The organism is Halomonas sp. NCCP-2165, from assembly GCF_023708045.1.
In the GTDB taxonomy this organism is placed as follows: Bacteria; Pseudomonadota; Gammaproteobacteria; order Pseudomonadales; family Halomonadaceae; genus Bisbaumannia; species Bisbaumannia pacifica.
Genome location: NZ_BRCY01000020.1, coordinates 31,759 through 54,203 on the forward strand (window position 1 = coordinate 31,759; position 22,445 = coordinate 54,203).

General features: G+C 66.3%; 22 protein-coding genes. 1 reads left to right on the forward strand and 21 read right to left on the reverse strand.

Features of this window, described 5'->3' with window-relative positions:
- The first annotated feature begins 14 nt into the window (after positions 1 to 14).
- Positions 15 to 212, forward strand: a complete 198-nt coding sequence (locus NFU04_RS11365) for a PA3496 family putative envelope integrity protein (protein ID WP_146802459.1) — start codon at positions 15 to 17, stop codon at positions 210 to 212.
- 68 nt (positions 213 to 280) lie between these two features.
- On the opposite strand, the gene NFU04_RS11370 is transcribed toward NFU04_RS11365, so the two are convergent.
- The 21 genes from NFU04_RS11370 to mnmG all read right to left on the reverse strand — a co-directional run bounded on the left by NFU04_RS11370 (position 281) and on the right by mnmG (position 22,172).
- Positions 281 to 1,621 carry a sodium-dependent transporter gene (locus NFU04_RS11370; RefSeq protein ID WP_251309551.1) on the reverse strand — a complete coding sequence of 447 codons (1,341 nt, stop codon included), beginning with the start codon at positions 1,619 to 1,621 and terminating at the stop codon, positions 281 to 283.
- A 347-nt stretch (positions 1,622 to 1,968) separates the two neighbouring features.
- Positions 1,969 to 2,826, reverse strand: a complete 858-nt coding sequence (locus NFU04_RS11375) for a DUF72 domain-containing protein (RefSeq protein WP_251309552.1) — start codon at positions 2,824 to 2,826, stop codon at positions 1,969 to 1,971.
- Between the two features lie 78 nt (positions 2,827 to 2,904).
- Complete coding sequence (glmS, locus tag NFU04_RS11380) at positions 2,905 to 4,734, reverse strand: glutamine--fructose-6-phosphate transaminase (isomerizing) (protein ID WP_251309553.1); 1,830 nt, start codon at positions 4,732 to 4,734, stop codon at positions 2,905 to 2,907.
- Between the two features lie 26 nt (positions 4,735 to 4,760).
- Complete coding sequence (locus NFU04_RS11385; protein WP_251309554.1) at positions 4,761 to 5,528, reverse strand: DeoR/GlpR family DNA-binding transcription regulator; 768 nt, start codon at positions 5,526 to 5,528, stop codon at positions 4,761 to 4,763.
- 192 nt (positions 5,529 to 5,720) lie between these two features.
- Positions 5,721 to 7,082, reverse strand: a complete 1,362-nt coding sequence (gene glmU / locus NFU04_RS11390) for a bifunctional UDP-N-acetylglucosamine diphosphorylase/glucosamine-1-phosphate N-acetyltransferase GlmU (protein WP_251309555.1) — start codon at positions 7,080 to 7,082, stop codon at positions 5,721 to 5,723.
- Positions 7,079 to 8,179, reverse strand: a complete 1,101-nt coding sequence (locus NFU04_RS11395; protein WP_251309556.1) for an FAD:protein FMN transferase — start codon at positions 8,177 to 8,179, stop codon at positions 7,079 to 7,081. The genes glmU and NFU04_RS11395 overlap by 4 nt, the downstream gene beginning before the upstream one ends.
- A gap of 19 nt (positions 8,180 to 8,198) precedes the next feature.
- On the reverse strand, positions 8,199 to 8,996 hold the full coding sequence (locus tag NFU04_RS11400) for an undecaprenyl-diphosphate phosphatase (RefSeq protein ID WP_251309557.1): 798 nt from the start codon (positions 8,994 to 8,996) through the stop codon (positions 8,199 to 8,201).
- A gap of 131 nt (positions 8,997 to 9,127) precedes the next feature.
- Positions 9,128 to 10,498 carry a magnesium transporter gene (gene mgtE / locus NFU04_RS11405; RefSeq protein ID WP_251309558.1) on the reverse strand — a complete coding sequence of 457 codons (1,371 nt, stop codon included), beginning with the start codon at positions 10,496 to 10,498 and terminating at the stop codon, positions 9,128 to 9,130.
- 146 nt (positions 10,499 to 10,644) lie between these two features.
- The gene (locus NFU04_RS11410) at positions 10,645 to 11,073 is read right to left on the reverse strand and encodes a F0F1 ATP synthase subunit epsilon (RefSeq protein WP_251309559.1); all 429 of its coding nucleotides are present in this window, start codon (positions 11,071 to 11,073) and stop codon (positions 10,645 to 10,647) included.
- A gap of 27 nt (positions 11,074 to 11,100) precedes the next feature.
- Positions 11,101 to 12,471, reverse strand: a complete 1,371-nt coding sequence (atpD, locus tag NFU04_RS11415) for a F0F1 ATP synthase subunit beta (protein WP_146802449.1) — start codon at positions 12,469 to 12,471, stop codon at positions 11,101 to 11,103.
- A gap of 77 nt (positions 12,472 to 12,548) precedes the next feature.
- On the reverse strand, positions 12,549 to 13,427 hold the full coding sequence (atpG, locus tag NFU04_RS11420; RefSeq protein WP_146802448.1) for a F0F1 ATP synthase subunit gamma: 879 nt from the start codon (positions 13,425 to 13,427) through the stop codon (positions 12,549 to 12,551).
- Between the two features lie 74 nt (positions 13,428 to 13,501).
- A complete protein-coding gene (atpA, locus tag NFU04_RS11425) occupies positions 13,502 to 15,046 on the reverse strand; it encodes a F0F1 ATP synthase subunit alpha (RefSeq protein WP_146802447.1) in 1,545 nt (514 codons plus the stop codon).
- A 16-nt stretch (positions 15,047 to 15,062) separates the two neighbouring features.
- Positions 15,063 to 15,599 carry a F0F1 ATP synthase subunit delta gene (locus NFU04_RS11430; protein ID WP_251309560.1) on the reverse strand — a complete coding sequence of 179 codons (537 nt, stop codon included), beginning with the start codon at positions 15,597 to 15,599 and terminating at the stop codon, positions 15,063 to 15,065.
- A gap of 11 nt (positions 15,600 to 15,610) precedes the next feature.
- A complete protein-coding gene (locus tag NFU04_RS11435) occupies positions 15,611 to 16,081 on the reverse strand; it encodes a F0F1 ATP synthase subunit B (RefSeq protein ID WP_198057896.1) in 471 nt (156 codons plus the stop codon).
- A 75-nt stretch (positions 16,082 to 16,156) separates the two neighbouring features.
- Complete coding sequence (gene atpE / locus NFU04_RS11440; RefSeq protein WP_110284402.1) at positions 16,157 to 16,384, reverse strand: F0F1 ATP synthase subunit C; 228 nt, start codon at positions 16,382 to 16,384, stop codon at positions 16,157 to 16,159.
- Between the two features lie 63 nt (positions 16,385 to 16,447).
- The gene (atpB, locus tag NFU04_RS11445) at positions 16,448 to 17,275 is read right to left on the reverse strand and encodes a F0F1 ATP synthase subunit A (protein ID WP_146802444.1); all 828 of its coding nucleotides are present in this window, start codon (positions 17,273 to 17,275) and stop codon (positions 16,448 to 16,450) included.
- Positions 17,276 to 17,293: 18 nt separating this feature from the next.
- Positions 17,294 to 17,653 (reverse strand): ATP synthase subunit I, encoded by a 360-nt coding sequence (locus tag NFU04_RS11450; protein ID WP_251309561.1) that lies wholly within the window; start codon positions 17,651 to 17,653, stop codon positions 17,294 to 17,296.
- A gap of 236 nt (positions 17,654 to 17,889) precedes the next feature.
- The gene (locus NFU04_RS11455; RefSeq protein ID WP_251309562.1) at positions 17,890 to 18,801 is read right to left on the reverse strand and encodes a ParB/RepB/Spo0J family partition protein; all 912 of its coding nucleotides are present in this window, start codon (positions 18,799 to 18,801) and stop codon (positions 17,890 to 17,892) included.
- Between the two features lie 10 nt (positions 18,802 to 18,811).
- Positions 18,812 to 19,582, reverse strand: coding sequence for a ParA family protein (locus NFU04_RS11460; RefSeq protein WP_251309563.1), 771 nt, complete (start codon positions 19,580 to 19,582; stop codon positions 18,812 to 18,814).
- 41 nt (positions 19,583 to 19,623) lie between these two features.
- Positions 19,624 to 20,271, reverse strand: a complete 648-nt coding sequence (gene rsmG / locus NFU04_RS11465) for a 16S rRNA (guanine(527)-N(7))-methyltransferase RsmG (RefSeq protein ID WP_251309564.1) — start codon at positions 20,269 to 20,271, stop codon at positions 19,624 to 19,626.
- Positions 20,268 to 22,172 carry a tRNA uridine-5-carboxymethylaminomethyl(34) synthesis enzyme MnmG gene (mnmG, locus tag NFU04_RS11470; RefSeq protein WP_251309565.1) on the reverse strand — a complete coding sequence of 635 codons (1,905 nt, stop codon included), beginning with the start codon at positions 22,170 to 22,172 and terminating at the stop codon, positions 20,268 to 20,270. Before mnmG ends, rsmG begins: the two co-directional genes overlap by 4 nt.
- Positions 22,173 to 22,445 lie beyond the last annotated feature (273 nt).

Consider the following 22,445-nt stretch of genomic DNA (forward strand, 5'->3'; position numbering starts at 1 on the left):
AGGAGAACCGACTCATGCGCGATATGGAACGGCTATCCACGCTTCGTAACGAGCTCCTCGATATCTTCATGAGCATGGAGAACGACGAACACCAGCAACGCCAGAAGAGCGCCGCCGTGCGCCATCTGCGAGCCCGTCGCGGCATCGAGCTGCATGGCGAATTCAAGCGTCTCGAGAAGGAGATCAGCGACCTCGACGACGCCCTCCAATAGACAAGAACGCGGTAGCCCCGCCGAGGCGGGGCTACCGGGGAGAACGGCGACAGCGTCCCGTCGCGAGCCTAGAGGCTAGCGATGAACACCACGATCACGCCGATCGGTGCCACATAACGCGACACCAGGTGCCAGAGGCTGGCCATGCCACCGCTCAGGCCCAGCTCCTGCTCGACGCCGCGACGCTCCAGGAACCAGCCCACGAAGATGATGGCCCCCAGGCCGGTCAGCGGCAGCATGAACTTGCTGGTCAGCTTGTCGAGCAGGTCGAAGACGCCCAGGCCGAACAGCACCGGGTCACTCCACACATTGAACGACAGCAGGGCGGCGATACCCAGCGCCCAGGCGCCGACGCCGGCCACCAGGGTGGACATGCCCCGGGTCAGCGGGGTGCGCTCCTCCACGAACTCCACCACCGGCTCCAGCAGCGAGATGGCCGAGGTCAGGGCGGCGAAGGTCAGCAGCAGGAAGAACATCAGGCCGAGGATCAGGCCACCGCCCATATTGCCGAAGGCCAGCGGCAGGGTGACGAAGATCAGGCCGGGACCGGAATCGAGATCGAGACCGTTGGAGAAGACGATCGGGAAGATCGCCAGGCCCGCCGCCAGGGCGATCACCGTATCCAGGATCACCACGGTACGCGCCGTCTTGAGCAGGTTCACCTCTTCGCCCAGGTAAGAGCCATAGGCCATCATGATGCCCATGCCCAGCGACAGGGTGAAGAAGGCGTGGCCCAGGGCCGCCAGCACGGTATCCCCGCTCAGGGCGCTCCAGTCCGGATTGAACAGATAGCTCACCGCCTGGCCGAAGTGGCCGGTGGTCATGCCGTAGCCCACCAGTACCAGCAGCAGCAGCGCCAGCGCCGGCATCAGGGTGCGTACCGCGCCCTCCAGCCCCTTGCTGACCCCGCGTGCCACGATACCGATCACCAGCAGCATAAAGACCGAGTGACCGGCCAGCAGCAGGCCGGGGCTGGCCAGCATATTACCGAACAGCTCGCCGATGCCGTCCGCATCCTGGCCACTGAAGGCGCCAGTCACCGAGCCCAGGGTGTAGTAGAGCGACCAGCCGCCGATCACGCTGTAGAAGGAGAGGATCAGGAAGGCACCGATGATGCCGCTGGCGCCCACCAGCCACCAGATTCGGGGGCGTCCCGCCCGCTCGGCCACATCGGCCATGGCATTCGCCGGGTTCTCCTGGCCACGCCGCCCCACCAGCCATTCGGCCACCAGGATCGGCAGGCCAATCAGGGCGATACATAACAGATACACCAGAACGAAGGCGGCGCCGCCGCTTTCGCCCACCATATAAGGAAACTTCCAGATATTGCCCAGGCCGACGGCGGAGCCGGTGGCGGCCAGGATAAAGGCCAGTCGCGAGGACCATTGCGCATGTAGCTTGTTGGACATGATTCACCCTGATTGTGCGTGTCGTTATCGATCGGTCGGATGCGATAACGGCTTGTGCTTATTGTTGCCACGTCCAGGGCGCCATGGGTCACACGGCGCTCCAAGGGCATGACAGGATCCAGGCAGGATCACCGCCAAGTCACGCCCCCTGCCGCCATGGCCCCTGGTCGGTGCCCAGGCGGAAGGGTGCCAAGCGCCGAAACCTTACCGAATCCACGCAGGATTCACGCAAAACCCGGAAAGATCTTTGGATAAACAGCGCTCAGGACGATAAAACTATCCGATCATACGCTCGATGGCCAGGCTCGCTTGTATCACCTGCCCCAACCGCGGCCCGGTTCGATAGATTAGAAAAGACTGACTTGCTGCTCGCCGGGAAAGGCCGCCAGTGACGGCAAGGGGACGCGACGGGCCACCTCGGCGTAGAGGTCGCGGGCCAGGGCCGGCGCCTCCCGGTTATCCGGGGTATGCACAAAGAGGAAAGGGGTTTTCCCCTGTTTTATCCACAAGGCCAGGCGCTCCGCCCAGGGGGCGAAGTGCTGCCGATTGATCGCCGGGTCGAAGTGACCGATAAAGCGCACCAGGGGCGAGGATGCCGTGGAGATCACATGTAGCGGGACTCTCGGCTTTTCGCCCTGGGCCTTGAGCAGGCCGGGATCCTCGCCGGCGGGCGTGGCGAAGAGCGGGCGAACATCCAGCATCACCCGCTCCACCCCATGACTTATCAACAGGCGGTTGAAGTCCCGCTCGGCCTCCCCCTTGTGGAAAAAGTCGGGATGCCGCCCCTCCACCGCCGCCGGCAGATCCGCCGGCCAGGCCTCGAGCAGGGCCGCCAACCGCGGCAGCTCCTGGCCACCGAAGTCCCTGGGCAGCTGGATCATCAGCGGTCCCAGGCGATCACCCAGGGGCGCCAAGGCCTCGATAAAGGCCGCGAGCTCCGCCTCGATACCCACCAGACGCCGGCGATGGGTCAGCTCGGCGGGCAGCTTGAAGCAGAAGCGAAAGTGGCAGGGCGCCTGTTGCGCCCAGGCCGCCACCGTCTCGGGCCGCGGGGCACCACTATAGAAGGTGGTATTGCCCTCCACGGCATCGAAGACCGCGGCATATTCCGCCAGCATGCCGGCATTGCCGCCATGGGGGGCCAGCAGCGAGCCCCGCCAGTCGCCATTGGCCCACATGGCCAGGCCCAGGTGAAGTTTCCCCATGGTCTACTCGATGGCTCTCGACTCGGCCGGGGTGATGGAAAGCCGGGCGATCCCTATCGGTGCCCGACCCTTACCTTGTTATTCCACCGTCACCGATTTGGCGAGGTTCCGTGGTTGATCCACATCGGTGCCCTTGAGTACCGCCACATGGTAGGAGAGCAGCTGCAGCGGCAGGGTATAGAGGATCGGCGCCAGGGCCTCGTGCACCGCCGGCAGGCGCAGCACCCGCACGCCTTCCCCGGCCTCCAGGGCCACGCTCTCATCGGCGAAGACGAAGAGCTCGCCACCCCGGGCCCGCACCTCCTGGAGGTTGGACTTGAGCTTGTCGAGCAGCTCGTCATTGGGGGCGACCGAGATCACCGGCATCTCGCTGTCGACCAGGGCCAGGGGACCATGCTTGAGCTCCCCGGCGGGATAGGCCTCGGCATGGATATAGGAGATCTCCTTGAGCTTCAGGGCCCCCTCCAGGGCGATGGGGAAATGGGCGCCGCGCCCCAGGAAGAGGGCATGGTGCTTCTCGGCGAAGGCCTCGGCCAGGGATTCGATCTCGTCGTCCAGGGCCAGTACCCGGGTCACCGCCTCGGGCAGGCCTCGCAGGGCCTCGATCAGCCCCGCCGGTGCCTCGTCCCCCTGGACGCGCTGCAGGGCCAGGGTCAGCAGCAGCAGGGCGGCGAGCTGGGTGGTAAAGGCCTTGGTGGAGGCCACGCCGATCTCCGGGCCGGCCTGGGTAAGCAGGGTCAGGTCCGACTCCCGCACCAATGAGCTGCCCGGCACGTTGCAGATCGCCAGGCTGGCCAGGTAGCCATTGTCCTTGGCGAAGCGCAGGGCGGCCAGGGTATCGGCGGTCTCGCCGGACTGGGAGAGGGTCACGAAGAGGGTATTCTCCGGAACCACCACCCGACGGTAGCGATACTCCGAGGCGACCTCCACCTGGGTCGGCAGCCCGGCATAGCGCTCCAGCCAGTAGCGGGCCACCAGGCCGGCGTGATAGCTGGTGCCACAGGCGACGATATGCACCTGGCGTACCCGCTGGAAGAGCGCCTGGGCCTCGCTGCCGAAGCCGTTGACCAGCACCCCCTCGGCGCCCAGGCGCCCCTCCAGGGTGGCGGCGATCACCGCCGGCTGCTCGTGGATCTCCTTGAGCATGAAGTGACGATAGTCGCCCTTGCTGGCGGCGCCGTCGCCGTGCTCGAAGACCCGCACCGGACGCTCCACCGCCTGTCCCCGGGCGTCGAAGATGGCGATCGCGCCCCCCGGGGCCAGGCGCACCACGTCGCCCTCCTCCAGGTAGATAAAACGGTCGGTGACCTGCAGCAACGCCAGGGGATCCGAGGCGAGGAAGGCCTCCTCGATGCCCACGCCCACCACCAGGGGACTGCCCTGGCGGGCGCCGATCACCACCCCGGGCTCCGAGGGGCTGATCACCCCCAGGGCATAGGCGCCGTCGAGTCCCCCGGCCACCGCCTGTACCGCCGCCAGCAGGTCCTGGCCATCGCGCAGCTGGCGTGCCAGCAGATGAGCCACCACTTCGGTATCGGTCTCGGAGGTAAAGACGAAGCCCTCGCCCCGCAGCTCGCGACGCAGCGCCTCGAAATTCTCGATGATGCCGTTATGCACCACCGCCAGGTCATCGCCGGACTGATGGGGGTGAGCATTGGCCTCGCTGGGCTTGCCATGGGTGGCCCAGCGGGTATGGGCGATGCCGCTGTGGCCGCCCAGGGGCGACTCGGCGAGGCGCGCCTCCAGGGCCGCCACCTTGCCCAGGGCGCGGCGCCGCCCCAGGATCCCGGCGCTATCGAGCACCGCCATGCCCGCGGAGTCGTAGCCCCGATACTCCAGGCGCTTGAGGCCCTCCAGCAGGATACCCTGGACGTTGCGGCCGGCGACCGCGGCGACGATTCCACACATGACTGATTCTCCTAGAAATAATGCGACTAGTCGGCGTCGACGGCGGCCCGGATCACTTCGATCCCCCGGGCCTCGATGGCGGCCAATGACTTACCCCCAAGCCCTTCGTCGGTGATCAGGGTGTGGATAACCTTCCAGGGCAGCTCCAGATTGGGGATGCGCCGGCCTACCTTGGCGGACTCCGCCAGCACCACGACCTCCCGGGAGACCTCGGCCATGACCCGGGAGAGGCCCAGCAGTTCGTTGAAGGTAGTGGTGCCCCGGGCCGGATCGATGCCATCGGCGCCGATAAATAGCTGATCGAAGTCGTACTGGCGCAGCACCTGCTCCGCCACCTGGCCCTGGAAGGACTCGGAGTGGGGGTCCCAGGTGCCGCCGGTCATCAGCAGCATCGGCTCCTCCTCCAGCTCGCGCAGGGCATTGGCCACCGCCAGGGCATTGGTCATCACCACCAGGCCCGCCTTGCCCGCCAGGCCGGGGATCATCGCCGAGGTGGTGCTGCCGCTGTCGATAATGATGCGCTGATGCTCGCGAATACGCGCGCAGGCGGCCCGGGCGATGGCCCGCTTGGCCGGAGAGAGGCGCGGCTCCCCCAGCAGTTCCTGGGGCAGGGGCGCGGCCCCGCCGTAGCGGCGCAGCAGCAGGCCGCTCTTCTCCAGGGTCGCCAGGTCCTTGCGCACCGTCACCTCGGAGATGGCGAAGTGCTCGGCCAGGGTGTCCACGCCGGTCTCGCCCCGTTCGTTGACGAAGGCGAGGATGGCGTGGCGACGCTGGGCGGTATTGCGCTTCGACATGAAAGCTCTTGGTTTCGATTCGAAAGGAGAGATAAAACCGCAGCCGGCGCCCCGGGTCAAGCCCGGGGGCTACCCGAGCAGGGTTCGTGCGGGAATCGCTAAGGGGCGCTGGGGGCAGGCCGGAGCAAAAGCGTCTTTGCGAAGTGCCTGCCCCCAGGATAGCCCCGGACCTCGAGCGCTACTGGCCCACCCTTACTTGCGCTTGCTGGGCCGCGGCCAGTCCGCCTTGGTGAGCTGGCGGCCCCGGGCCACCGCCAGGGCGCCGTCGGCCACGTCCTTGCTGATGGTGGAACCGGCGCCGATGGTGGCGCGGGCGCCGACGCTGACCGGGGCCACCAGGGCGGTATTGGAGCCGATAAAGGCGTCGTCGCCGATCTCGGTGCGGGACTTGTTGACGCCATCGTAGTTGCAGGTGATGGTGCCGGCCCCCACGTTGACGCCGCGCCCCAGGGTGGCATCGCCCACATAGCTCAGGTGGTTGATCTTGCTGCCCTCGCCCACCTGGGCATTCTTGGTCTCGACGAAGTTACCCACCTTGGCCTGCACCGCCAGGTGGGTGCCGGGACGCAGCCGGGCGAAGGGCCCGATGCGGTTATGTCCCGCCGCCACGCTCTGCTCGACGATGCTGTGGGCCTCGATCACGCTGCCGGCGCCGATATGGCTGTCGCGGATCACGCAGTAGGGGCCGATGCGCACCCCCTCGCCCAGCTCCACCTCGCCCTCGAAGACGCAGCCCACGTCGATCTCCACGTCATGGCCGCAGCGCAGGCGACCGCGCACGTCGAGGCGTGCCGGATCGAGCAGGGCCACCCCCTCGGTCATCAGCGCCTCGGCGATCCGCGCCTGATGGGCTCGCTCCAGGCGCGCCAGTTGGGCGCGGTTATTGACCCCCTCCACCTCCAGGGGATCCTCCGGCTGGGCGGTGACGATCTTCACCCCCTCGGCGGCGGCCAGGGCGATGATATCGGTGAGGTAGTACTCGCCCTGGGCGTTATCGGCGGAGAGCTGGGGCAGCCAGCGCTTCAGCTGGGCCCGGGTCATGGCCATGATGCCGGTATTGCACTCCTTGACCGCCCGCTCGCTCTCGGAGGCGTCCTTGTGCTCGACGATGGCCACCGCCTGCCCCTCGGCATTGCGCAGGATGCGCCCATAACCGTCGGGCTCCGCCAGGGTCACGGTGAGCAGCCCCAGGTGCGACTCGTCGACTCCGTCCAGCAGCCCCGCCAGGGTCTCGGCGCGAATCAGCGGCACGTCGCCATAGAGCACCAGCACCTTGTCATGCTCCAGCCCCTCGAGGGCCTGGGCCACCGCATGACCGGTGCCCTTCTGCTCCGCCTGCAGGGCGAAGTGCACCGGGCAGTCGCCCAGCTCGCTGCGCACCTGGTCGGCGCCGTGGCCGATCACCACATGCAGCTTGCCGGCGCCGAGCCGGGTGGCGGTATCGATCACATGGCGCACCATGGGCTTGCCGGCCAGGCGATGCAGCACCTTGGGCCGGGTCGAGCGCATCCGGGAGCCCTGCCCGGCGGCGAGAATCACGACGTCGAGACTCATTCTTCCTCCTGATTGTGGTTCCATGCCGGCACCTCGATCCCCAGTTCGGCGAGGCGGGCCTCGCCCAGGCGTTCGCCGAAGGCGCGACTGGCCAGGCTCGCCCAGCCCTCGCCGTCGCGCACCAGCAGCAGCACCTCGAGCCCCTCGCGCTCGGCCAGGGTCAGGGCCTCCTCCGGCCCCACCACGCTGAGTGCGGTGGCCCAGGCATCGGCCCAGGCATTGGAGGGGTGAAAGACCGATACCGAGGCCAGGGTATGGGTCACCGGATAGCCGCTGCGCGGATCGAGAGTATGGGAGAAGCGCCGGCCATCCTCTTCAAAGTAGTTGCGGTAGTCACCGGAGGTGGCCACGCTGCCGTCATGCAGGGGCAGCACATGGCGGGCCACCCGCCGCGAGCTGTCCGGCAGCTCGACGCCGATCCGCCAGGGCTGCGCCTGGCGATCCCGGAACCCCTGGACGGCCAGGTCGCCCCCCAGGTTGACCAGATAGTGGTCGATGCCCTGGGCCTCCAGGTAGGCGGCGACCCGGTCGGTGGCATACCCCTTGGCCACCCCGGAGAGGTCGACGAAGACATCCGCCAGGCGCCGCGCCTGGTTCGTTGCCGGATCGAGTTCCAGCTTGTCGGGGCCGATCTCGGCCAGGCGGCTCGCCAGCTCGTCGGCATCGGGCACCTCCCGGGGGCGCGCCTCGGGCCCGAAGCTCCACAGGTTGACCAGGCCGCCGACCGTCATGTCGAAGGCACCACCGCTGGCTTCGGCCACCGCCTGGCCGATGGCCAGCACCTCCATCAGGGGCGCGGAGAGGGGCTGCCACTCGCCCACCGGCGCCCGATTGAAGGCCACCAGCTCGGCGTCGTCCCGATAGGTGGACATGGAGGCATCCACCGCCTCGAGTGCCTCCAGGAAACCCGCCTCCAGCGCCTCGGCGCCTTGCCGGGTCAGGGGATCGGCGATGGTCACCTGATAGAAGGTGCCGAAGATCTCCCCGTCCAGGGTGACCGGCGACTCCAGCGGACGATCGCCGTTATCGCAGGCGCTCAGCGCCACCGCCAGCAGCACCATCAGCGCCCAGCGCAGGAGACGGGAGGGAGGGCTCATCACATCACTCCTCGAAAAATCACCAGAAGACCCATAGTAGCCAGGCCCCCAGCAGCAGCCGGTAAGCCACGAAGGGCTGCATGCCGATGCGCTGGATAAAGGCCAGGAAGTAGTGGATGCACACGTAGGCGCTGATGCCGGAGAGCAGGGCCCCGATCATCAGCACCGACCAGTCGATGGCCTGGGGCGTGCGGATCAGGGTCAGGGTCTCCATCCCCCCGGCCAGCACGATCACCGGGATCGACAGCAGGAAGGAGAAGCGTGCCGCCCCCTCACGGCTCAGCCCCAGCAGCAGCGCCGCGGTGATGGTGATACCCGAGCGGGAGGTGCCGGGAATCAGCGCCAGGGCCTGGGCGGCGCCGATCCCCAGCGCCTGCTTCCAGGTCAGCTGGTACTCGCTCAGGCGTCCGCGGCCGCGCCAGTCGGCGTAGCCCAGCAGCACCCCGAAGCCGATCAGCCCCGCGGCGACGATCAAGGGCGAGCGCATGGCGTCCTGGATCAGGTCGTGGCAGGCCCAGCCCACCACCGCCACCGGCACGGTGCCCAGCAGCACCCACCAGGCCAGGCGACCGTCGGCATCGGTGCCGCGGCCCCTCAGGGAGGCCCACCAGCTGACCAGCATGCGTCCCAGGTCGCGACGGAAGTAGATCACCACCGCCGCCAGGCTGCCGATATGCAGGGCCACGTCGAAGGCCAGGCCCTGATCGGGCCAGGCGGTCAGCTCCGGCGCCAGGATCAGATGCGCCGAGCTGGAGATGGGCAGGAACTCGGTGAGTCCCTGCAGGATGGAAAGCACCAGGACCTGCAGCCAATCCATGGATCACTCGCTTGCTATCAGGGGTGAGGCCACGCGGGCCGTTTCGAAACCTGGCAGAGCATACACATCACACCCTGCCTTGTCCGCCCGCGCGCCTGAGGCAGGCGCCTCTCTACCACGAGGCGCGATGCCTAACCGGTCAACAGGGCGGTGGCGATGCTGAAATAGATCAACACCCCGGAGGCGTCGATCAGGGTGGTCACCAGGGGCGCCGAGGCGGTGGCCGGGTCCCAGCCGATGCGGTTGAGCACGAAGGGCAGGCACATGCCCAGCAGGCTGCCGAAGAGCACGATGGTGACCATGCTGAAGGCCACCACCAGGGCCACGGTCTCGCCGCCGCGCATGATGCCGATGGGCGTCACCGCCACCGCCATGGTCAGCCCCAGGGAGCCGGCCACCAGCAGCTCGCGCCCCAGCAGCTTGCCCCAGTCCTTGACCCCCACGTCGCCGGTGGCCATGCCGCGCACCGTCAGGGTGGCGGCCTGGGCCCCGGCGTTACCGCCGCTGCCGATCAGCAGCGGCAGGAAGAACACCAGCGCCACCTGGGCGGCGATGGTCTCCTCGAAGTAGGCGATGCCGGCGCCGGAGAAGAGGTTGGCGAAGACCAGCAGCACCAGCCAGAAGACCCGCTTGCGGTAGAGGCTCCACAGCGGCACCCGGCTGACGCCGTCCTCCAGGGCGCCGATGGACATCCCCTTGTGGATATCCTCGGTGGCCTCGGACTCGGCCACGTCCATGGCGTCATCGTGGGTGACGATGCCCACCAGGCGCTCCTCGGCATCGATCACCGGGATCGCCAGCAGGTCGTAGCGGGCCACCAGGCGGGCTACCTCCTCCTGTTCCTCGTCCACCGCCACGCCGATCACGTCCTTGATCATCAGGTCATCGACCCGGGCCCCGGGCCGCGCCACCATCAGCTGACGCAGCGACAGGGTCCCCACCAGGCGGCCCTCGGGATCGACGATATAGATCTGGTAGACGGTCTCGGCGTCCGGTGCCGTCTGGCGTACCCGCATCATCGCCTGGGAGACGGTCATGCCACTGGGAATGGCCACATAGTCCGAGGTCATGATGGCCCCGGCGGTGCCCTCCTCGTAGCTGGCCAGGCGCTTGAGCTCTTCCCGCTCCTGGCGAGCCATGCGTCGCAACAGCGCCTCGCGACGATCCTCGTCGAAGAGATTGAAGAGGTCGGCACGCTCGTCGGAGCTCATCTCCTCGAGCACCAGCAGCAGGGCCTCGTCGGCGATCTCGGCGGCCCAGGCCAGCTGCAGTTCACCGGGCAGATAGCCCAGCACATTGGCGCGACGCTCGATGGGCAGGCGCTCCATCAGCGCCTGGAAGCAGGCCAGGCCCTCCTCCTGTTCGGCGATATCCTCGAGGATCTCGCCGATATCGGCGGCACGCAGCTCCGGCAGCAGGGCATCCAGGCACTCGGCGTCATCCTGGGCCAGGGCCGCCAGCAGGACGCTCTTCTGCTCGGTGAGAGTTTCGTTCAGCGACATGGGCATCCTCCTGATGCCTCCACGATCCACGCGGCGACAGGTGACGGAATCTCCGGAGGCGATCCGGGCAAGGGGAGTCATGATAGCAGACACGAAAACGCCCCCCGAACACTGTTCGAGAGGCGTTTTCCACGGCCCGGGAGGGGTTAGCCTCGGCCGAGTTTATTGCGCAACTGCTGAATGGTACGCAGCTGGGCCACGGCCTCGGCGAGCTCGGACGCGGCACGGCTGTAATCCAGCTCCGCGGACTGCTCGTTGAAGGCCTTCAGCGCCTGCTGACGCGCCTCTTCGGCGGCGGCCTCATCCAGGTCGTCGGCACGCACGGCGGTATCGCCGAGGATGGTCACCACATCCGGCTGCACTTCCAGGAAGCCGCCGGAGATGTAGAAGTTTTCCTCGTCGCCACCGTCATGAATGACGCGAACCGGACCCGGCTGCAGCTCGGTCAGCAGCGGTGCGTGACCGGGCAGCACGCCCAGGTCACCCATCACGCCGGCCGCAATGATCTGCTCGACCTGGCCGGAGAACACCGCGGCTTCGGCGCTGACGATCTCGCACTTGAAGCTGTTCGCCATAGTCTAGTCCTCTTGGTGGACGGCCCTTTACTTGTTGGCTTTCTCGACGGCCTCGTCGATGGTGCCAACCATGTAGAAGGCCTGCTCCGGCAGCTCGTCGTAGTCGCCGTTGAGGATGCCCTGGAAACCACGGATGGTCTCCTTCAGCGATACGTACTTGCCGGGCGCACCGGTGAAGACCTCGGCGACGAAGAACGGCTGCGACAGGAAGCGCTGGATCTTACGCGCCCGGGCCACGGTCTGCTTGTCCTCGTCGGACAGCTCGTCCATGCCCAGGATGGCGATGATGTCCTTGAGCTCCTTGTAGCGCTGCAGCACGCCCTGCACGCGGCGAGCGGTGTCGTAGTGCTCGTCGCCGACGACCAGCGGATCCAGCTGACGGGAGGTGGAGTCCAGCGGATCGATGGCCGGGTAGATACCCAGCTCGGCGATGGAGCGGGACAGTACCACGGTGGCGTCCAGGTGGGCGAAGGTGGTCGCCGGGGACGGGTCGGTCAGGTCGTCCGCGGGCACGTAGACCGCCTGCACGGAGGTGATGGAGCCGGTCTTGGTGGAGGTGATGCGCTCCTGCAGGACGCCCATCTCCTCGGCCAGGGTCGGCTGGTAACCCACCGCGGAGGGCATCCGGCCCAGCAGGGCGGAGACCTCGGTACCGGCCAGGGTGTAGCGGTAGATGTTGTCGACGAACAGCAGCACGTCGCGACCTTCATCGCGGAACTTCTCGGCGATGGTCAGGCCGGTCAGGGCCACGCGCAGGCGGTTCCCGGGCGGCTCGTTCATCTGACCGTAGACCAGCGATACCTTGTCGATAACGTTGGAGTCGGTCATCTCGTGATAGAAGTCGTTACCCTCACGGGTCCGCTCACCCACGCCGGCGAACACGGAGAAACCGCTGTGCTCGATGGCGATGTTGCGGATCAGCTCCATCATGTTGACGGTCTTGCCGACGCCGGCGCCGCCGAACAGGCCGACCTTGCCGCCCTTGGCGAACGGGCAGACCAGGTCGATGACCTTGATGCCGGTCTCCAGCAGCTCGTTGGAAGCCGCCTGATCCGCGTAGCTCGGGGCCTTGCGGTGGATCGGCATGCGCGCTTCTTCGCCGATCGGGCCGGCTTCGTCGATCGGGCGACCCAGCACATCCATGATGCGCCCCAGGGTCTCCTTGCCCACCGGCACGGAGATGGCCGCGCCGGTGTTCTCGACGTCCATGCCCCGCTTGAGGCCCTCGGTGGAGCCCATGGCGATGGTCCGCACCACGCCGTCGCCCAGCTGCTGCTGGACTTCGAGCACGGTTTCGGAATTGGCGACATTCAGCGCGTCGTAGACCTTGGGCACATCGTCCCGCGGAAACTCTACGTCAATCACCGCGCCGATGATTTGTACGATACGTCCGCTCATCTTGGTTCCTCTCAAAACCCTGTAAATGAAATCCGGTGACGGAGGGCGGGGCCCGTGCCCGCTCACCCTCCGTGGTGCTATACGGCGGCGGCGCCGCCGACGATCTCGGAGATCTCCTGGGTGATGGCGGCCTGACGGGCCTTGTTGTAGACCATCTCCAGGTCGTCGATCAGTCCGCCGGCATTGTCGGTGGCGTTCTTCATGGCGATCATTCGCGCCGCCTGCTCACAGGCCGCGTTTTCCACCACCGCCTGATAGACCTGCGATTCGATGAACCGCGTCAGCAGGCTATCCAACAGCACCTTGGGGTCCGGCTCATACAGGTAGTCCCAGCTTCCGGGACGCGACTGTTCTGCGTTGTGCCCGTTCCCGATATCCGGGGAGAGGGGCAGCAACTGGCGCACCACCGGCTTCTGCGTCATGGTGTTGACGAACTCGTTGGACACCACGCAGAGGCGGTCGAGACGCCCCTCGTCATAGGCTTCCAGCATCACCTTGACGCTACCGATCAGATCCTTGACCTCGGGCTTCTCGCCCAGGCCGCTCTTCGCCGCCACGAGGTTGCCCCCGTAGCTGCGGAAGAAGCTGCCGGCCTTGGAGCCCAGGGCGCAGAAATCGATCTCCGCGCCCTGTTCGCGCCACACCTTGGCGTCCTGGATCACGGCCTTGAACAGGTTGACGTTCAGGCCGCCACACAGGCCGCGGTCGGTGGAGACGACGATATAACCGACCCGCTTCACCTCGCGCTCGACCATGTAGTCGTGCTTGTACTCGGGGTTGGCGTCGGCGATATGGCTCACGACATTGCGGATCTGCTTGGCGTAAGGCTGGCTGGCCTTCATCAGATCTTGCGCTTTACGCATCTTCGACGCAGCGACCATTTCCATGGCGCTGGTGATCTTCTGCGTATTCTTGATGCTCCCGATCTGGGTGCGAATCTCTTTTGCAGCTGCCATAGCGATCTACCTTTCGTTCGTGGCCCTCAGAAAGCTCCAGGGCCCACCCCGGAAGCCGGGATGGGCCAGTGGCGTTACCAGCTCTGAGTGGCCTTGAACTTCTCGAGACCCGCCTTCAAACCGCTCTGGATCTCGTCATCGTAGCCGCCGGTCTGGTTGATCTTGTCGAGCAGCTCGGCGTGTTCGGCCTTCATGTAGTCGTGCAGGGCACGCTCGAAGTCCAGCACCTTGCTGACGTCGACGTCGTCCAGGAAGCCTTCGTTGGCGGCATACAGGGTCAGCGCCATCTCGGCCACGGACATCGGCGAGTACTGCAGCTGCTTCATCAGCTCGGTGACGCGCTGACCATGCTCCAGCTGCTTGCGGGTGGCCTCGTCCAGGTCGGAAGCGAACTGGGAGAAGGCCGCCAGCTCGCGGTACTGGGCCAGGGCCAGACGCACGCCGCCACCGAGCTTCTTGATGATCTTGGTCTGGGCGGAGCCACCGACACGGGAGACCGACAGGCCGGCGTTGATGGCCGGACGGATACCCGAGTTGAAGAGGTCGGTCTCCAGGAAGATCTGACCGTCGGTGATGGAGATCACGTTGGTCGGAACGAAGGCGGAGACGTCGCCACCCTGGGTCTCGATGATCGGCAGCGCGGTCAGGGAACCGGTCTGGCCTTTCACTTCGCCGTTGGTGAACTTCTCGACGTAGTCGGCGTTGACGCGCGCGGCGCGCTCGAGCAGACGCGAGTGGAGGTAGAAGACGTCACCCGGGTAGGCTTCGCGGCCCGGCGGACGACGCAGCAGCAGGGAGACCTGACGGTAGGCCCAGGCCTGCTTGGTGAGGTCGTCATAGACGATCAGGGCGTCCTGGCCGCGGTCGCGGAAGTACTCGCCCATGGTGCAGCCGGCGTAGGGCGCCAGGAACTGCATCGGGGCCGGGTCGGCGGCGCCGGAAGCGACCACGATGGTGTGCTCCATGGCACCGTGCTCTTCCAGCTTGCGCACCACGTTGGCGATGGTCGACTGCTTCTGACCGATGGCCACGTAGATACAGGTGACGCCCTTGCCCTTCTGGTTGATGATGGTGTCGACGGCGATGGCCGACTTACCGATCTGGCGGTCACCGATGATCAGCTCGCGCTGGCCGCGGCCGATCGGCACCATGGCGTCGATGGACTTGAGGCCGGTCTGGATCGGCTGGTCCACGGACTGACGGGTGATGACGCCGGGGGCGACCTTTTCCACCGCGTCGGTGAGCTTGGCGCCCACTTCGCCCTTGCCATCGATGGGGTTACCCAGCGGATCGACCACGCGGCCGACCAGCTCGGGACCCACCGGCACCTCGAGGATGCGGCCGGTGCACTGGGCGGTCATGCCCTCTTCCAGCTGCAGGTAGTCGCCCAGCACCACGGCGCCCACGGAGTCGCGCTCCAGGTTGAGCACCATGCCGTAGATGCCGCCGGGGAATTCGATCATCTCACCGAACATCGCCTCGGCCAGGCCGTGGATCTTCACGATGCCGTCGGAGACGCTGACGATGGTGCCCTCGTTGCGGGCTTCGGATGCGACATCCAGCTTTTCGATACGCTGCTTGATGATGTCGCTGATCTCGGAAGGATTCAGTTGCTGCATGCCATGTCCCTCAGACTCAGGCGGAAAGTGTCTCACGGAGGCGGTTCAGTCGACCGCGTGCGGAACCGTCGATCACGGTGTCACCGGCACGCAGGATGACGCCACCGAGAAGCGATGAGTCCACCTGAGTGGTAATGGAGATTTCGCGATTCAGGCGCTTCTTGAGTGCCTTGGCGAGCTTGTCCTGCTGCTTGGCGTCGAGTTCGAAGGCCGAGACCACGCTCACGTCGACGCGCTGCTCCTGGTCGGCGCGCAGGCGCTCGAACTGCTCGGCGACGGCGCCGAGAATCGCCAGGCGCCCCTGATCGGCCAGGGTGGCCAGCAGGTTGCGCTGGCCCTCGTCGGCCTCGACCTCGGCCAGCTCGAGCAGTACCTCGACCTTGCGGCTCGGGGTGAGCCTGGGGCTGGTCAGCAGGCTCTGGACGTCGCGGGTAGCGACGACCTGACCCAGCTTGGCGAGCCACTCGGCCCAGGGAGACAGCGCCTGATGATCACGTGCGTACTCGAACGCCGCCTTGGCATAGGGCCGGGCGACGGTTGACGTTTCCGCCATGGATCACCTCCTCACAGTTCGGCCGCGAGCTTGTCGAGCATCTCGCGATGGGCCTTCTCGTCGATGGAGGCTTCCAGGACACGCTCGGCACCGACCAGGGCCAGGGAAGAGACCTGGGCACGCAGTTCGTCCTTGGCGCGATGGACTTCCTGCTCGATCTCGCTGCGGGCGCTGGCCACCAGGCGTTCGCCCTCGGCACGGGCCTGCTCGCGGGCCTCTTCGATCATCTGATTGGCACGCTTGTTGGCCTGCTCGAGAATCTCGGTAGCCTGCTGCTTGCTCTCGCGAAGGGTTTCGGCGGCCTGCTCCTGGGCCAGCTCGAGGTCACGAGAGGCACGGCTGGCGGCATCCAGGCCATCGGCGATCTTCTTCTGACGCTCATGGAGCGCGTTGCTGATCGGCGGCCACACATACTTAATGCAAAACCAGACAAAGATCGCGAAGGCGATCGTCTGCCCGATAAGCGTCATGTTGATATTCACAGGGATGTACCTCTGACTGATTCGTGGCGACCGGAAACAAGCAAACCGAGCGCAGGGCGCCCGGTGTGCACATCGTTAACCGGCGACAACGAAGATCAGGTACATCGCGATACCGACACCGATCATCGGCACGGCGTCCAGCAGGCCAGCCATCAGGAAGGTCTTGGTCTGCAGCTGGTCGCCCAGCTCCGGCTGACGAGCGGTGGATTCGAGCAGCTTGCCACCCAGCAGGGCGAAGCCGATGCCGGTACCCAGGGCGCCCAGACCGATCATCAGAGAAGCAGCGATGTAAACGAGTTCCATGGTAGTACTCCTAGTTTCAAGTTGAGTTACAAGGGGTTAAGGGTGTTACTTGGTCGATTCGAGTCAGTGATGCTCGTGAGCCGCGTTCAGGTACACCACCGACAGCACCGTGAAGATAAAGGCCTGCAGGGTGATGACCAGAATGTGGAAGATGGCCCAGGGCACATTGAGTGTCCACATGATCCAGAAGGGCAGCAGCGCAATCAGGATAAAGATCACTTCACCGGCGAACATGTTGCCGAAGAGTCGCAGGCCGAGGCCCAGCGGCTTGACCAGCAGGCCGATGATTTCCAGCAGCAGGTTGAAGGGGATCAGCAGCCAGTGGTTGAACGGGGTCAGCGAGAGCTCCTTGGCGAAGCCGCCCACGCCCTTGACCTTCAGGCTGTAGTAGATGATCAGCAGGAAGACGCCCAGGGCCATGCCCAGGGTGGCGTTGGGATCGGTGGTGGGCACCATCTTCATGTAACCCACGCCCAGCCGCGCGAAGAGCTCGGGGACATAGTCCACCGGGATCAGCTTGAGCAGGTTCATCAGGAAGATCCAGACGAACAGGGTCAGGGCCAGGGGCGCGATCACCGGGTTCTTGCCGTGGAAGGCGCCGCGCACGGTGTTCTCGACGAATTCCACCACCATTTCGATGATGTTCTGCAGGGTGCCGGGCACCCCGGTGGTCGCCAGCTTGCCGGCCTTGCGGAACAGCCAGATGAACAGGGCCCCCATGGCGATGGACCAGCCCATGGTGTCCAGGTGGATCGCCCAGAAGCCCATCTCCATGGCTTCCTCGGAGCTGTGTGCCAGGGACCAGCCGTTCTCCGGGTGCTTGCCGAAGGTCAGGTTCTGCAAGTGGTGCTGGATATAGTAAGTCGCAGTGACTTCGCTACCTGCTGCCATACGCTGCTTACCTCAGGTTCAGGGGGTCGACCGTTTACGCAGCAGCCAGGGGGCCAGCCAGTGCGCGAATTGGGTCGCCACATATGCGCCAAAAAATAAAGCCGGGTTTGAGGGGGGCACTAGCACGAACGCAGCGACGAACAATGCCACCGTCAAACCGAACTTGCCCGCCGCCGCACGATAGAAGTTATTGACCATGCGGCGCGGTTGGCGACCCCCGCGGATACGCGAGGCTCGCCACAGGAAATAGGCGTTGCCTGCCACACAGATGGTGGCGCCACTCAGGGCGGAGAGCGCCGCGGCGCCTCCCGACAGCAGGGCAGAGACCACTACCAGGGCGGCGGCGACCAGTAGCTGGGCGCCTATCAGGCCGCCCACGGGGAGTGATCGTCGCCGAGACTGCGCGGCCCTATGCATGACATGCCCTTACATTGACTGCCGTCGAGGGTAGCGATTCGTCGGCCCTCGACCCGTTCCCCGGTGGCCGGGCAAACCACCGCGGATTATAGGGAAGCGCCATGACGGCTTCAACCAAAGCCGGAGCGATTTTTCACGTTTTCGCGCCAGCTTACGACCAAAAGGCGAGTTTTCGATAAAAGTAGGCTGCTAATGGGTTAGCGAATATGCGCCAGGATGCCGTCCAGCTCATCGAGGCTGGTGTAGCGGATCGTCAGGCGTCCCTTGCCGCTGCGGCCATGCTGGATCTTCACCGGGGCCCCGAGCAATTCGCCGAGCTGCGTTTCCAGCCGCGTCACGTCCGCGGAGGGCGCCTCGCGCTGGGGCTTGGTCGGCTCGCCATTGACCAGGCGCTTCACCAGCGCCTCGGTATCGCGCACCGTGAGGTCCTTGTTGACCACCTCGTGGGCGGCCTGGCGTTGCCTGGCACCGGAGAGGGCCAGCAGGGCCCGGGCGTGGCCCATGTCCAGGTCGCCCCGCTCCAGGAGCGTCTGCACCTCCGGGTCCAGGGCCAGCAGGCGCAGCAGGTTGGCCACCTGGGCCCGGGACTTGCCCACCGCATCGGCAACCTGCTGCTGGGTCAGCTCGAACTCGTCGAGCAGCCGCTTCAGCGCCAGGGCCTCTTCCACCGGGTTGAGGTTCTCGCGCTGGATATTCTCGATCAGCGCCAGGGCCAGGGCGACCTGGTCGCTGACCTCCCGGACCACGGCGGGGATCACGTCCAGCTCGGCGAGCTGGGCGGCGCGCCAGCGCCGTTCGCCGGCGATGATCTCGTAACGCTTGTCGCCGATGGGGCGCACCACGATGGGCTGCATGACCCCCTGGGCGCGAATCGAGTCGGCCAGTTCCTCCAGGGCCTCGGGCTGGATATCGCGACGCGGCTGATACTTGCCCCGCGTCAGCTGCCCCAGGGGCAGCCGCTCGAGGCGCTCGCCGGCGGCGGCATCCAACTCGGGCTCGACGCCGTTGAGCTCCATCGACTCGGCGCTCTCTTCCAGCAGTTCGCGGCGGCGGGCCCCGGCACCGATCAGGGCATCCAGGCCGCGCCCCAGGGCACGTTTACGGGTCATCGGCGTTTCCTCACAGCGACAGGCGACGAATCAGTTCCTTGGCCAGCACCCGATAGGCCTGGCTGCCCCGGGAGAGACGCGCATACTTGGTCACCGGCAGGCCATGGCTGGGCGCCTCGGCCACCCGCACGTTGCGCGGAATGGTGGTCTTGAGCAGGGTCTCGCCGAAGTAGTCGAGCAGCTGCTTGCTGACGTCCCGGGTCAGGCCGTTGCGGGCATCGTACATGGTGCGCAGGATGCCGAAGATCGCCAGGCTCGGATTGACGCTCTCCTTGATCTGATCGACGGTATCGAGCAGCGCCGAGAGCCCCTCCAGGGCATAGAACTCGCACTGCAGCGGGATCATCACGCCGTCGGCGGCGGTCAGGGCATTGACGGTGAGCATGTTCAGCGACGGCGGGCAGTCGATCAGCACCACGTCGTATTCGCCGGCCACCGGGGCGATGGCATCCAGCAGGCAGCGCTCGCGCCCCTCGTCCCGCTCGAGCAGGTCGACCTCGGCGGCAGTCAGGTCGCCGTTGCCGGGCAGCAGGCCGTAGCCCGCCTCGGGACAGTCGAGAATCACCTCGGCGGCGCCCTTGTCCCCCAGCAGCACCTCCAGGACGCTTCCCTCCAGCTCATGCTTGTCGACGCCGCTGCCCATGGTGGCATGGCCCTGGGGATCGAGATCGACCAGCAGCACCCGGCGATCCAGGGCGGCCAGGCTGGCGGCCAGGTTGACCGCCGTGGTGGTCTTGCCCACGCCGCCCTTCTGGTTGGTCAAGGCGATGATCTTGGTCACGAGCGACTTCCTTGCGTCTGACGGCCCGCCCGACAGGCGGCCTAGGTGGTCGGGTGGCGCTGCAGGATCAGCAGCTGCCGCTGGCTCTCGTCGAAGGGCACCGCCAGCGCATGGCGCGCGTTCAGGCGGACGCCGGGAGGCAGCGCTTCCAGCTCCTCGTCGGCGGCGGGGCCCTTCATGGCCAGCCACTCGCCGCCCTCGGCCAGCAGCCCCTCGGTGAGGGTGACGAAGTCGGCCAGGCTGGCGAAGGCCCGGGAGATCAGCTGATCGAAGGGCGCGTCCCGATGCGCCTCGACCCGGGCCTGCACCGGGGTGACATTGGTCAGCCCCAATTCCAGCACGGCCTGGCGTTGAAAGCGCACCTTCTTGCCGTTGCTGTCGAGCAGGCTCACCTCGAGCTGCGGCGCCAGGATCGCCAGCACCAGGCCGGGCAGGCCGGGGCCGGCGCCCACATCGAGCAGCCGCGGCCCACGCACCCAGGGCAATACCGCGGCGCTGTCGAGCAGGTGGCGGGAGACCATGGCCAACGGATCGCGCACCGCGGTGAGGTTATAGGCGCGGTTCCACTTGTGCAACAGCGCCAGCAGGGCCAGCAGTTGGTCGCGCTGGGCCGGCTCGACGGCGAGTTCGAGCCGCGCGAGGCCCTCATCGAGGCGACGTTCGATGGTCGGTGTCAGGGTCTGACTCATTGATTCACCGCCTGGCTCTCCTGAAGCAGACGATGCTTCTTGAGGTGGATCAGCAGGATGGAGACCGCCGCCGGGGTCACCCCGGAGATGCGCCCGGCCTGGGCCAGGGTCGCCGGCCGCGCCGCGGCGAGCTTCTGGCGAATCTCGTTGGAGAGCCCCTCGACCCGGTCGAAGTCGAGATCCGCCGGCAGGCGGGTGGCCTCGAAGCGCTTGAGCTTGTCGATCTCGGCCTGCTGGCGATCGATATAGCCCTGGTACTTGGCCTGGATCTGCACCTGCTCGGCCACGGCGGAGTCTGCCACCGGTTCGCCCTCGATGCCCGGCAGCCCGGCCAGGTCGGCGTACTCCAGCTCCGGGCGCTTGAGCAGGTCCATCAGGTTGTATTCCCGGGGCAGGGGCTTGCCGGTCTTCTCCGCCAGGCGTTCGCCGGCCGGGCTACCCGGCTGTACCCAGTTGGCGCGCAAGCGCGCGCTCTCGCGCTCGATCGCCTCGCGCTTGGTGGCGAAGGCGGCCCAGCGGGCGTCGTCCACCAGGCCCAGGTCGCGGCCGGTCTCGGTGAGTCGCAGGTCGGCGTTGTCTTCCCGCAGCAGCAGCCGGTACTCGGCCCGGGAGGTAAACATCCGGTAGGGCTCCTGGGTGCCCAGGGTGATCAGGTCATCCACCAGCACCCCCAGGTAGGCCTCGTCGCGGCGTGGCCACCAGGCCTCGAGCCCCTTGGCGCGGCGGGCGGCATTGAGCCCCGCCAGCAGGCCCTGGGCGCCGGCCTCCTCGTAGCCGGTGGTGCCGTTGATCTGCCCGGCGAAGAAGAGGTTGTGGATAAATTGGGTTTCCAGGGAGTGCTTCAGGTCCCGGGGATCGAAGAAGTCGTATTCGATGGCATAGCCGGGCCGGGTGATATGGGCGTTCTCCAGGCCCTTGATGGAGCGCACCACCTGCAGCTGCACATCGAAGGGCAGCGAGGTGGAGATGCCGTTGGGGTAGAGCTCGTGGGTATCCAGGCCCTCCGGCTCGACGAACACCTGGTGGCTCGCCTTGTCGGCGAAGCGATGCACCTTGTCCTCGATGGACGGGCAGTAGCGCGGTCCGACGCCCTCGATCACCCCGGAATACATCGGCGAGCGATCCAGGTTGGCGAGGATGATCTCGTGGGTGCGCTCGTTGGTATGGGCGATATGGCAATCCACCTGGCGGGGATGCATCTCGCGGCTGCCCAGGTAGGACATCACCGGGGTCGGGGTATCGCCGGGCTGGGCCTCGAGCACCGAGAAGTCGACGCTCTTGGCATCGATGCGCGGCGGGGTACCGGTCTTCAGTCGCGCCACGTTGAAGGGCAGGGCGCGCAGGCGCTGGGCCAGGGCATTGGAGGGGGGATCCCCGGCGCGGCCACCGCGACTCTGGTCGAGGCCGATATGGATCACTCCGCCCAGGAAGGTCCCGGTACACAGCACCACGCTCTCGGCGTGGAAGCGAATACCGGTCTCGGTGACCACCCCACGCACGGTGTCGTTATCCACAAGCAGATCGCCGGCGGCCTGCTGGAAGAGCGTCAGGTTGGGCTGGTTCTCGAGCAGGCCGCGGATCGCCGCCTTGTAGCGTACCCGGTCCGCCTGGGCCCGGGTCGCCCGCACCGCGGGGCCCTTGCGGGCGTTGAGCACCCGGAACTGGATGCCACCCAGGTCCGTGGCCAGGGCCATGGCCCCACCCAGGGCATCGATCTCCTTGACCAGATGACTCTTGCCGATGCCGCCGATGGCGGGATTGCAGGACATCTGACCCAGGGTCTCGATGTTATGGGTCAGCAGCAGGGTCTGACAGCCCATGCGGGCGGAGGCCAGGGCGGCTTCGGTTCCCGCATGGCCACCGCCGATGACGATGACGTCAAAGCGGTCGGGGTAATCCACGTTGCACCTCGAATGGCGCCGGCGGCGCCGCAGTAGAGCTCGGAGCAGAAAATCAGCCGCACAGTATAAACCCCCTGTGGGTAACCGTCAGGGGTTTTGCACACCCTCGTCGGCCTTTCCCGATCTCACTCCCTAACTAGTTATTAAAGAAGAGAGATAAAAGAGAAGTTCTGTTGCTGTTGTGTCTATTGGTGTGGACAAAATCCGGGGATAAGCGAGTAAACAATTTTCTTATCAACAGGTTACCGTGTTGACGATTCTCGGGAGAAGCTC